This is a genomic window from Hymenobacter jeongseonensis, from assembly GCF_015694725.1.
Taxonomy (GTDB): Bacteria; Bacteroidota; Bacteroidia; order Cytophagales; family Hymenobacteraceae; genus Hymenobacter; species Hymenobacter jeongseonensis.
Genome location: NZ_JADQDQ010000028.1, coordinates 1 through 10,380 on the forward strand (window position 1 = coordinate 1; position 10,380 = coordinate 10,380).

The 10,380-nt window shown below is 61.7% G+C and carries 10 protein-coding genes and 1 pseudogene; 6 read left to right on the forward strand and 5 right to left on the reverse strand.

The genetic code is table 11. From position 1 onward, the window contains the following. Positions 1-271: 271 nt before the first annotated feature. The 3 genes from I2I05_RS21660 (at position 272) to I2I05_RS21670 (ending at position 1,466) form a co-directional block, all read left to right on the forward strand. Positions 272-667 (forward strand): hypothetical protein, encoded by a 396-nt coding sequence (locus tag I2I05_RS21660; protein WP_196284362.1) that lies wholly within the window; start codon positions 272-274, stop codon positions 665-667. 144 nt (positions 668-811) lie between these two features. Next, positions 812-970, forward strand: coding sequence for a hypothetical protein (locus I2I05_RS21665; protein WP_196284363.1), 159 nt, complete (start codon positions 812-814; stop codon positions 968-970). A gap of 28 nt (positions 971-998) precedes the next feature. Beyond that, complete coding sequence (locus I2I05_RS21670) at positions 999-1,466, forward strand: ISAs1 family transposase (RefSeq protein ID WP_196284364.1); 468 nt, start codon at positions 999-1,001, stop codon at positions 1,464-1,466. Positions 1,467-1,961: 495 nt separating this feature from the next. Here I2I05_RS21670 and I2I05_RS21680 read toward each other — a convergent pair whose 3' ends face one another. From I2I05_RS21680 to I2I05_RS21690, 3 genes are all read right to left on the reverse strand, one after another. Next, positions 1,962-5,081, reverse strand: coding sequence for a nidogen-like domain-containing protein (locus tag I2I05_RS21680; protein WP_196284366.1), 3,120 nt, complete (start codon positions 5,079-5,081; stop codon positions 1,962-1,964). A gap of 207 nt (positions 5,082-5,288) precedes the next feature. Next, a complete protein-coding gene (locus I2I05_RS21685) occupies positions 5,289-6,548 on the reverse strand; it encodes an ice-binding family protein (protein ID WP_317192397.1) in 1,260 nt (419 codons plus the stop codon). Positions 6,549-6,614: 66 nt separating this feature from the next. Next, complete coding sequence (locus tag I2I05_RS21690; protein ID WP_196284368.1) at positions 6,615-8,096, reverse strand: SBBP repeat-containing protein; 1,482 nt, start codon at positions 8,094-8,096, stop codon at positions 6,615-6,617. 298 nt (positions 8,097-8,394) lie between these two features. On the opposite strand from I2I05_RS21690, the gene I2I05_RS21695 reads away from it, so the two are divergent. Further along, a complete protein-coding gene (locus I2I05_RS21695) occupies positions 8,395-8,805 on the forward strand; it encodes a DUF4184 family protein (protein WP_196284369.1) in 411 nt (136 codons plus the stop codon). A 153-nt stretch (positions 8,806-8,958) separates the two neighbouring features. Here the strand turns inward: I2I05_RS21695 and I2I05_RS22080 are convergent, their stop codons facing one another. Together I2I05_RS22080 and I2I05_RS22510 are read right to left on the reverse strand one after the other, a co-directional pair. After that, the gene (locus I2I05_RS22080) at positions 8,959-9,261 is read right to left on the reverse strand and encodes a DDE-type integrase/transposase/recombinase (RefSeq protein WP_230688480.1); all 303 of its coding nucleotides are present in this window, start codon (positions 9,259-9,261) and stop codon (positions 8,959-8,961) included. 107 nt (positions 9,262-9,368) lie between these two features. Next, positions 9,369-9,653 (reverse strand): annotated as a pseudogene (locus I2I05_RS22510) (IS3 family transposase); the annotation flags it as partial. Between the two features lie 75 nt (positions 9,654-9,728). On the opposite strand from I2I05_RS22510, the gene I2I05_RS21705 reads away from it, so the two are divergent. Both I2I05_RS21705 and I2I05_RS22410 read left to right on the forward strand, forming a co-directional pair. Next, entirely contained in the window at positions 9,729-10,031 is a 303-nt protein-coding gene (locus I2I05_RS21705) for a transposase (protein ID WP_196284371.1), read from the forward strand. Then, a partial coding sequence (locus I2I05_RS22410) for an IS3 family transposase (RefSeq protein WP_196284372.1) occupies positions 10,028-10,380 on the forward strand: 353 nt, incomplete at its 3' end. The genes I2I05_RS21705 and I2I05_RS22410, both read left to right, overlap by 4 nt.

Here is a 10,380-nt window from a genome sequence, read left to right on the forward strand (position 1 = left end):
CTATCAATCGCCCAACCACTTCGAATCCCAACTCCAAACCACGTCCCAATTGTGTCCGGCTTAGCTAGACCACCTCAACCACGTCTATCGCTTCCGCGGCCGCCCCTATTGGTCCTACTACGCCTACGAACGCAACCGCCCCGTCATCGGGCGCCTGTACGCCCTGACCGTTCCGGGCCGGACGCATCCCGCCTCGCTCGAAGTTCGCCAGGGACGGCTAAAGGACTCCACGGGCCACCTGCCCGCCGCCGCCCGGGCCCTGGTGCAGCAGGTGGCCCACGACATCACACCGGAGAAGCACTTCTTTTTCTCCGTGAGTCCCGTGCGTGGCCGGGACCTTCCGTTGTACGTGACCGGCCCCTGTCCGCCGCACTTGCCGACGTGCTCGTGCCTGGACGAGCTGCCCCCGGCCGCGGGGGACGGCGTCTTATTTCAGCTCTCGGGCAGTGGCCCCGAACGCGGCCACACCCCCACCGAAGTGGACTACGTGCGGGTGGGCAACGCCGTCCTGCAAGCGGCCTTGCAGCAGCGCCCGTGCTACGCGGCCCTCGGACCCGGCGAGTTTCTGGGAGCCCAAGAACTGCCGGCGGACCTTCCCTTGCCCTACAACGAGTACCAACCGGACTTGCTAATCTCAAAGGCCCTGCGGGCCATCAGACTTTTGTAACTCTCCTTACTCTGAACGGGGCTAAGTTCAAGTCACCACCGTTCCGCTAAACTGCCTTGCCACTCCCTTTTTCGCTGGCAGCATGAACTCTACGGCGCGAGCAGGCGATTAACAAGCCACCGCCCCCCTCTGCCCCGTCAGGTCATGGCCATCGACGGCAAGACGGTGCGCTGCTCCTTTGACCGGGGACGCGCCCAGGGCTCGCTGCACGTCGTCAGCGCGTTTGCCACCGAGCAGGGTTTGAGCCTGGAGCAAGTAGGCGTGCAAGGTAAAGGACAGAAGTTGGCTGCTATTCCTGTATAAATCATTGTCTTGCAGTTATATAACCCGATTGTTGCACTCGATGCGCTGGGTGCGGCGCCGAGCCTGCGTGCTGCCGTTGAGCGACGAAGTAGCGGCGTTACGCACCTGGCCGGGCCTGCGGGCCATCATCGCGGTCGAAACCATCCGGCAGGTGCAGCACCTGCCGGGCACGCACGTGGAGTGGCGCTATTACCTGACCAGTTGCCCGGATGCTCCCGCAATGCTCATTCAAGCCATTCGCCGCCACTTGGCCATCGAAAATATCCCGCATTGGGTGCTGGATGTCGTTTTCCTCGAGGACGAGGCTCGCAGTCGCGACCGGGTAGCGACCCGCAACTTCGCCATCCTACGCAAGCTGGCTTTCAACCTCTTGCAGCAAGGAAAACACCAGCCTGGAAGTCTGCGCGCCCGCCGACGGAACGCGGGCTGGAACGATAACTACAGGCCCCAGCTCCTGACCTGCGCCCGCCAAAACTGCCGTGCGACTACTCCTTAGATTTGATGCATGAGCCCTGAACACGAGGCGGAAATTTGTAAAGAACGAAACCAGATTGAACGAGCTATAAACGGCTTGAAGCGCTTCCGGGCCTTGGCCAGCGGCTTTGATAAACGCGCCGCCAACTATTTCGCTAGCTGTTGCCTGATTGCCACTTTGACCTGGCTCTAACTGTAAACACTCCCTAGCTAAGCACGGTCCACGTGCCAAGCCAAAGTCAAGGAAAAGCAGGTGCTCTCTCATGGAAACGGAACGCCCCACCGGGCTGATAAGCAGGCCGCAGAGTAATCGCCGAGGGTAGACAACGCTGCTATGCCAAAGTCCGTCCCCGGGGGGGCGGAGACGGGCTTTGGCACATGCTTCTGTTGTCTTTGAACGGGGTTGAATTTTGGTTCAACCATCGGGATGCAGGCCTTCACGAACACCTGCTTGAGGTGTTTCGTTAACCGGTTTCTGCTGCAGCTAATTATTATAAACTCATTGTTTAGCAGTGCTCTACTTGACGATGGCAAGCCGTTTCACCATGCTTTGGCCAAGTTTTTCGTACCGGCAGAGGTAGATGCCCGTGGCCAGATTTTCGGCGTTTAGCGGAACCGAATAGTCACGGCCGGCCTCCGCTACTCCGTCGAATAGCACGGCTACGATACGCCCCTGGCCATCGTAGAGGCGAACTTGTGCGGGTGCCGTTTCCACCTGGCGGAAATGAATGGTCATGTTGGCGCTGAAAGGATTGGGATAGGCTTCGAGCAGCGGGGCTTGCGCCAAGCCAGCGGGGCTGGCCTCAGGGCTGATATCGCGGGCGGCGGCCCCCACGCAGGCACCCAGTTTGTCGCCGGGGTGCGCAAGGTGGGCGGCCACAGCATCGGCTGAGATACTGATTTCGTGGCCGTTATGACACACGAGAACTTTGTCCTTTTTGGTGCCGCTCCGCACATCCAGCACATTCACGGTGACAGTAGCCGTCGCCGCTGCGCAGCCATTCGCATCGGTGACGGTGAGGGTGTAAGTCGTCGTCACGGTGGGGCTGGCAGTAACCGTGCTGCCCGTCGTCCGGTTCAGGCTCGCGGCCGGGGCCCAGGAGTAAGTATGCTCCCCGACGCCGCCGGTTGCGGCTCCAGTGAGCGTCAGGCTTTGGGCCTCATAGCCGCGGTAGATAGTGTTTGGTAAGGCCCCGCTGAATGTCGTGAGCGGAGTGACGCTGGCCGTGGCCACCATCGCCGGGGACTGCGTCAGCGTGATGCTGCGAGTTGCCCGCGCCCCGTTGGTATCGGTGATGGTCACGGTGTAGGTGCCGGCAGCAAGCCCAGTGGCTGTGGCCGTGGTTTGGCCGGTGCTCCAATGGTAGCCGTACGGCTGGCAGCCGCCGCTCACGCTGACCGTTGCGGTGCCGGTGCGTCCTCCAAAGCAGCTCACCTGGTAGCTGGCAGACGAACCGTTCTGGTTGGTGGCGCCGGGCCCAAAGGTGGGGCTGCTCACGGTGGCAAGCAGCGAGTCGCGAACTACCGTTACCTGGAAGGAGCGGCTGGTGCGGTTGCCCGCAAGGTCGGTAGCGGTCAGGACAACCGTTGTCTGGCCTACTGGAAAGGCCGCGCCACTTGGATGCGAGAAGGTAAGCGTTGCACTGCAGTTATCAGCAACCTGCGGATTGGTCCAGTGCACTATGGCGGAGCAAGTGGTTGCCGATGCCGTGGCGGAAGTATTGGCGGGCAGGCCACTCAGGATTGGGGCAAGGGTGTCGGCCACGGTTACGACCACGGAACCAGCAGCAGCATTACCGTGCGTGTCGGTGACGTTGACGTCCAAGGTGTTATCTCCTAAGTTGGCGCAGCCGAACGCAGTGGTGCCAACCGTAATGGAAGCTACGCCGCAGGCATCCGAAGAGCCGTTATTCACTTGCGCCGCCGTCAGGGTAGCTTGGCCCGCAGCATTGAGGTAAACGGTAACGGGGCGGGTTCGCACCGTGGGAGCGGTGGTATCCACCACGGTGACGGTGGCAGTGGCGGTGGCCACGTTGCCGGCGGCATCGCTCGCCGTCAAGGTCACGGTGTTCGGGCCCAGGTTGGCACAGTCGAAGGCCGTGCGGTCGATGGACAGGGTAAAGGCGCAATTGTCGGTGGTGCCGTTGTCAACGTCGGTAGGCGCCAGGGTGGCGGCACCGGCGGCATTCAGCGGCAGTGTGATATTCCGGGTCCGGACCGTGGGGGCCAGCTCGTCTTGCTGGCCCAGGGTGTAGGTGGCCGTGGCCGAGCAGCCATTGGCATCGGTGGCCGTAACGGTGTAGGTGCCCACGGGCACGCCCGCCAGCTTCTGGGTGGTGGCGCCGTTGCTCCAGCGGTAGGTGAGCGGGGCCGCGCCGTTGCTCACCATCAGGTCCAGGGCGCCGTCGCTGCCGCCGGGGCAGGCTACGGGGGTAGGCGCAGCGGTCATCTGCAGGTCGCAGCAGCTCGCTACCACCACGTTTAGCGTGATAGTGGTAACGCCGGTGGGGCTGCCGTTGTCGGTAGCCGTGAGCACCAGCGGGTGCGAGCCCACATTGCACGCATCCCCCGTTATGACAATGTGCGCGCGGGCCGTGGAACCGGTGGTAGTGGTGGTCACGGAGGTATTACACAAGCTGCCCGTATTCACATCCACCGTCACGGTCTGGTTCACTTCAGGGCCCAAAAACTGGGGGTCCAGCGTGACGGTCTGGCCGCAGGCCACGTTCACGGTGTTGTTGACCGGTAGGTTGCTGGCCGAGGGCGGGACATTGCCCGCCCCGCTCACGTTCACCGCAAAGCATTGGCCATCGAGGTAGTGCACACCGTCGTACGCGCCGCCCGGGCCGTCGTAGGCTGAGTTATCGAGGTTGAAGCGCCCTACCTGAATATAGTCCAGGGTGTTGCCTTTGTTGACGCCTACCGTGGCCGGCACGCCCGAAAACCCGCCCACTCCACTCGATGCCGTGCCTGTGGTCCACTGCATATCGCCGTAGCGCAGGCTCACGTTCTGGCCCGGCTCGAGCAGGGTATCGGTGTCAGAGCCAATGATGGCCTGGAAGGTGTTTCGCTTCTCGGCCATGTTGCCGTAGGCGCCCACGTTGTCCCAGGTCACAATTAGGTTAGTAGCACTGAGCTTGTAATGAATCTGCCCACTGGCCGCGTTGCGCGTGTCCACATCGGCCCAAAAGGGCGCCACCATGGGCACCGCCGAAGGGAAGCCCGCCGGCGAAAACCGGCTGTAAGCCGCCGCAAACGTTAAGTTGCCGTTGGTGTTAATCCACACCTGCTTGTAGACCGCCCCATACAGGCGAAATTCGAAGGGCAGCGCAACGGGACCGAAAGACCCGTCGTCGTTGCGGGGCAGGGCGATGTAGGTATCATCAAAGGGGATGAAGCAATCGGCGTTGGCTCGCTGGGCCGGCGCTTTAGCCCTGGCCGGCGTCCTGGCCTTGCCGGTAACCAGCGCGGCCCTACCAGCGGGCGCAGGGAGGGAGGGGATTTTCGCGGTCGCCTTTTTGGCGTCATCATAGCCTACCGTTGCCGAAGGGTCGGTAACGGTCTGCCCGGTGCCGGTCAATGCACCGAGGAGTAACGGCACCAGCAGCGCCGTAACGTGGAGTATCGTTTTTTTCATGAGCACCGGAAATAAGATTGGGGATAAAGAGTACAAATCCTGTTGTTCAGGCAGGCTCAGTTGGCAGCGGCGGTACCCGGATAGGCAACGGTCCGCACCAGCCGGACGGTTTGGCGCCGCCCTGGCTGTTTGAAAAGAGGTAGTGGCTTGCGAGAAGGGTGGTAGGCCGGCTTTTGCCAGCTGGGCCCAGGCAACGGACAGGCGCGGCTATTCGCGCACCAGCCGGACGGTTTGGCGCACCGCGCCTTGTTGTACCTGCACTTGGTATACACCCGGGGCCAGGGTGGTGGCTTCTTCCAGAGGGAGCCAGTTGCTGCCCGCCAGCAGCTGGTGCTGGTGCTGGGCTACCAGGCGGCCAAGCCCATCGGTCAGGCGCAGGGTGGCCGAGCCAGCTTGTTTGGCATTGATGCGCAGGCTGCACGGCAACTGAGAGGGCGAAGGATACACCTGAACCTGCAGGCCCGCCAGTGGGGCGGCAGTTATGGTGCGTACCGGCGAATAGTGCTTTGAGCTGTCGGTATCCACCTGCGCCAGCCGGTAGTAGATAACCCCCGCTGGATAACGGTCGGCGCGCGTATCAGTCCACGCATATACATGCGACATGCTGGTGGTGCCCTGTCCCTTCACTTTGCCAATTGTGGTGTACTTCAAGCCATCGGAACTGCTTTGCACGGCGAAATAAACGTTGTTTCGCTCCGTGGCTGTTGACCAGCGCAATAGGGCCTGCTCGCCCCGGCGCTCAGCCGTAAAGCTGGTAAGCTCTACCGGCAGGTACACCTGGGAGGTAGTAACCGTGTTGCTGCTCAAGGTAATGTCGCCGGCCTGAGTCAGGGCCCGGCCTTGTAGCACGGCGTTGGCCAGGAGGGTAATGTCGTCGTTGGCCACGATAGTGCCTCTGAATCTGGTATCTGCACCCAGGCTAACCGTGCCGGTTACGTGCCAGAACACATTCTCCCAGGAAGTAGAGTTGATGAGCCGCACATTGGAGGGGGTTGTCGTCGAAAGGGCGCCCGCTACTTTAATGATAAACAAAGCGTCGGCATCGCCCTGGCCGTCAAGAATCAAGTCGCCCGTCAGGGTCGATGAACCGTTCAACACGTAAACCCCCTTGGTTAGGGTTTCACTGCCCAAAGTCGTGCCGTGTGCCGTTCCCCCAACAACGTCTTCAGCCAAATAACTATACGCGTCGGATACTCCTTTAATGGCATCCTCAGAAGCTGGATTATGCAATTCGCCTGTATACATAATTGGTTCGAAGCCAGTTACTGTCCCTTGGCCCGTGCCAATATCCCCGACAATAGCGGTGGTTGACCCGGTGTTATCAAGGTTGCCAGAGATGGTGAGCAACCCGTAGGTGGCAGCAGCCCCCAAAGTAGGAGCCTGAACCGCCTGAGCAAAGCATTCCTGGGTGCCTGCGCCAGCTAGCAAACTCATTGTAGTCAGCGCAAATAGTAGTTTTTTTTTCATGTTATGCTCAGACTTTATTTGTCTAATATCTTGGTTTACAGACCTGCGTTTGGTGATGCTTTGGGTTCAGGGTTGGGGAACAGAAGCCCGGGCAACGCATACCTGCGCGGTCGGAATACCGGACTGTAGGTGTATGCCGCCAAACGTGGCCGCCGAGCTGAAATTTCCGCCTACAACTACCTGCCCGCTGGGTGCCAGCGCCATGGCCTGCGTCTCGTCGGTAGCCGTGCCGCCCCCGGCCACCAAGCCCAGCCAGGCGCCCTGGCGGTCCAGATACCCGATAAACACGTCCTGATGGCCGCGGCTGGTGAGTTGGAAGGAACCGCCGTGAAGGTTGCGGCTAAACGTACCGGCCACGAAAAGTTTGCCCATTCTGTCGAGGGCAATCCCGATGATGCTCTCCAGGTTGTCGCTGGCAACCACGGTCACCCACTGCCACTGCCCCGCCTCGTTGAGCCGCGCCACAAAGCCGTCGTCGCTGGAATTGCTGGTTAGCCGGGTAGCGCCAATGCTGGTTAGCCGGGTAGCGCCAAATTGGGCATCTCCCCAAAACGACCCCGTGACGAACACCCCGCCGGCGGGGTCCACGGTAATTCCTTTGCCGTAGGCCGTGTTGGTGCTGGTGGCTGCCGTGGCCCACTGCCACTGCCCCCCGCGGCTCAGTTTGCCCACGAAGGCATCGTCCATGCCCCGCCCGCTGAGCAGGGAGGCCCCAAACCGGACGGTATTGCTGAAATAGCCGGTCGCGTAAATCTCGCCAGCTGCGTTGAGGGCCAAGGCGCTGGTTTCATCGTTGTCAAAGCTCCCGGCCCCGATGACCCACTGCCAAACACCCGTGGACGCAAGCCGGGCCACAAAGGCATCGCCGCCGCCGTTACTCATGAGTTGATGGGTGCCAAAAGTAGCGGCCCCAGCAAACTGTCCCCCCACCACCACGTCGCCGGTGGGGCTGGTGGCCAGGGCAACGGCCCGGTCCAGGCCGCTGCCGCCCGCCGCTACCGCCCACTGCCAGGTGCCTTGCGGGCTTATCTGGGCCACAAACACGTCCATGCTGCCTTGGCTGCTGAGGTGCACCGGCCCAAGCTGCATTTGCTGGCTAAAACTCCCGCTGATGAAAATGCGTCCGGTGGCGTCAATGGCCACGCCCGCCGCCTGGTCGCTGCCCGCCCCGCCCATGGCCACGGCCCAGTCCCACGTGCCAGCCGAGGAGAGCTTGGCCACAAAAACATCGCTCCGCCCCCGGCTAACCAGCGTGGTGTTGCCAAATTGGATGCTTTCCGTAAAAAATCCTACTTGATAAGTATTGCATTTGGCATCCACAGCCAAGCTTTTAAGCTGGCCAATGCCACTTCCTTTCGACTGAGTGGCCGATTCCCAATGGGGAATTTGAGCCAGAAGAGGCTGCACCAGCATCAGCCAGGAAAGCAATAGGACCAGCAAAATGCCAATCAATAAATTGGTGGCGCGTGTTTTGAACAGATTGGGGCCGGCGTCGTCATGGTTCCTGCCAGTAGGACGCTGTGTCGCTGGAGTAAGGTATGGGCTCATGAGTAGCGAGGAAAGTACAGGAACAAAATTATTTATTCTCCCTTTCGCTATCCCGGAAATGTGCTACCCAAAATGCGGTAGACCTCCTACTCCGCCTGGCGGCCCGGCGTGACAACGCCACGGGGGGGGCGGGCGAAACCGTGCGGTTTCTTTACTGAACTGCCACTCGAATGGCGTTTTCGTCAAGTGGCTTGTGGATAGTACCTTGCACCAGCGCGTGGTTCCGGGCCTGCCAGGGCCAACGAAGAGGTGAGCAGGTAAATCCGGCACCAATCTTTTAGGGCGGCGGCACTTCGTGGTGGTACTGGCCAGCATCCTGCTGGGGGCCTTCTTGCATTTGCTTTGGAACGGCCTCACTCATAAGGGCAGCTTGCGGGGGCTGCCGTACTCAGCGCTGCCCTTACACCTGCCGCCGCCGGCTGCGCTCTTCACGGTGTACTCGGTGCTGGATGTGCTGAGCTCGGTGGGGGGCGTGGCGATGGTAAGTTGGCTGGTCCTGCGCCTGCCACGCATGCCGGTGGTTGAGGTGCCGGACCACCGACTGCGTCGCTACTGGGTAATAGCTGGCGGTACGGCCGCCATACTGTTTGGCCTGCGTCAGCTGTTCGGCCCCACCCTCCCCGACTTCTGGAACATGCCCATCAGCGCATTATCGGCCGGCATGGCGGGCGTGGTGCTGGCCTCGGGGGTGAAGAATTCGAAAGCATGAAGAATGGATAGCATCAAAAGTGTGGGGCAACAGGGGGTAACTGAGGTGGTCCAGTTACGCTGGATAGATTAGGGTGCTAAGTTGAAACAGATGTTAGTGAGTATTAAGGCGCGACCAGAGGCTTTCAGCTTGGGCATTATCGTAGCAGTCGCCCTACCGGCTACGACCGCGACGACTCTGCGAGCGCACGGCTTCGTGGTCGTGGAGCAGTTTGCGGTAGACGTTGTCACAATACTGTCCACCCCGGTCGGAGTGCACGAGCAAGCCCGTCGTGAGCAGTTGGGACCAAAATACCCGGTTTAATGCGCTGGTAACCAGTTTTTTGGGTATGGTGGCCCCGACCTGCCAGCCCACCACCTGCTTGCTGGCCATGTCTTGAAAGGCGCACAGGTAGGCCCTACCGGGTACGACCCACTCGCCATTGGCCAGCGGCAGATACGTGAATCGCTGACCCATACCCGGTTGGCCTGAGTGGGCTTCGGCTGGTCTAGCAACCGATTAGGCGCGCAGCGCTGCCCATGGGTCGAATCGCTCGTGCGCGGCGTAAACGCCTTGGGCTGCAGCGTGTGCAGGCCCCGGCGGCGCATGGCCGTGCGTAGCCGCTGCCGCCCGACGCGGTAGCCCTTGCGGCGCAGTTCGGCGCGGAGCCGACGGCTGCCATAGCAGCGTTTATGCACGCCAAATACCTTGACCAGTGCGGTTTCCCACGCCGGCTCTGACTTGCTCGCCGCTTGCTGCTGCGTCTGTTGCCACGCATAGTAGCCGCTGGCAGTCACCTGCACCAACTGGCAGAGCAGGCGCACGGAGTAGTGGCCCCGCTGCGCCTTGATAAAGCGGTAACGGCTCATTGGTCCGGTGTCTGTGAGAGCCTGTGAGGTGGTCTAGTGAAGCCGGACAGAAGAAGGACGTATATTTCTTCTGTTATGGCAACCAAAACCAGCGGGGCGTCGCCCGACCAACGGCGTAAATACGACGAGGCCTTTAAGGCCGAAGCTTTGCGCCTAGCCGGCGAGAGCCGCAGCACGCAGGCCGCGGCGCGGCAGTTGGGCATCAGCCCCACACTGCTCTACCGCTGGCAGCAGGCGCTGCTTGTGGCTGAGGTAGGCAGCGAGGAAGTAGCCCGCGACCCGGAGGTGCGCGCCCTGCGGGCCCGCCTCAAACGGGCCGAGCAGGAACTCGACATTTTAAAAAAAGCCTTGGTCATCTTCGGCCAGCCGACCCGGTGAGCGCCTACCAACACATTGCCCAGCGGGCTGGCCAGGTGCCCGTGCGCCAGCTCTGCCAGGGGCTGCGCGTGGCCCCGGCCGCTTATTACGCCTGGCGGCACAGCCAGCAGCGCCCACCGGTCGAGCCTGCCTGGCAAGTGGCCGTGCGCGAAGCGTTTGCGCATCATAGCCAGCGCTACGGCACACGCCGGCTGCGGGCGGAAGTGCAGGCGCAAGGGCATGCCGTAGGCCGCGGACGCATTCGCCGGGTGCTCCACGCCCACGGCCTGCGTGCCCAACAGCCCCGCTCGTTCGTGCCGCGCACCACCAACTCGGACCCGGCCGTGCGCGCCGCGCCCAATCGCTTGCT

Excerpts from the sequence above, each read along its gene's own strand:
- I2I05_RS21685 (WP_317192397.1), bottom strand. The coding sequence starts at position 6,548 with ATGAAAAAAAAACTACTATTTGCGCTGACTACAATGAGTTTGCTAGCT.
- I2I05_RS21665 (WP_196284363.1), top strand. The coding sequence starts at position 812 with ATGGCCATCGACGGCAAGACGGTGCGCTGCTCCTTTGACCGGGGACGC.
- I2I05_RS21705 (WP_196284371.1), top strand. The coding sequence starts at position 9,729 with ATGGCAACCAAAACCAGCGGGGCGTCGCCCGACCAACGGCGTAAATAC.
- I2I05_RS22080 (WP_230688480.1), bottom strand. The coding sequence starts at position 9,261 with ATGGGTCAGCGATTCACGTATCTGCCGCTGGCCAATGGCGAGTGGGTC.
- I2I05_RS21690 (WP_196284368.1), bottom strand. The coding sequence starts at position 8,096 with ATGAGCCCATACCTTACTCCAGCGACACAGCGTCCTACTGGCAGGAAC.
- I2I05_RS21680 (WP_196284366.1), bottom strand. The coding sequence starts at position 5,081 with ATGAAAAAAACGATACTCCACGTTACGGCGCTGCTGGTGCCGTTACTC.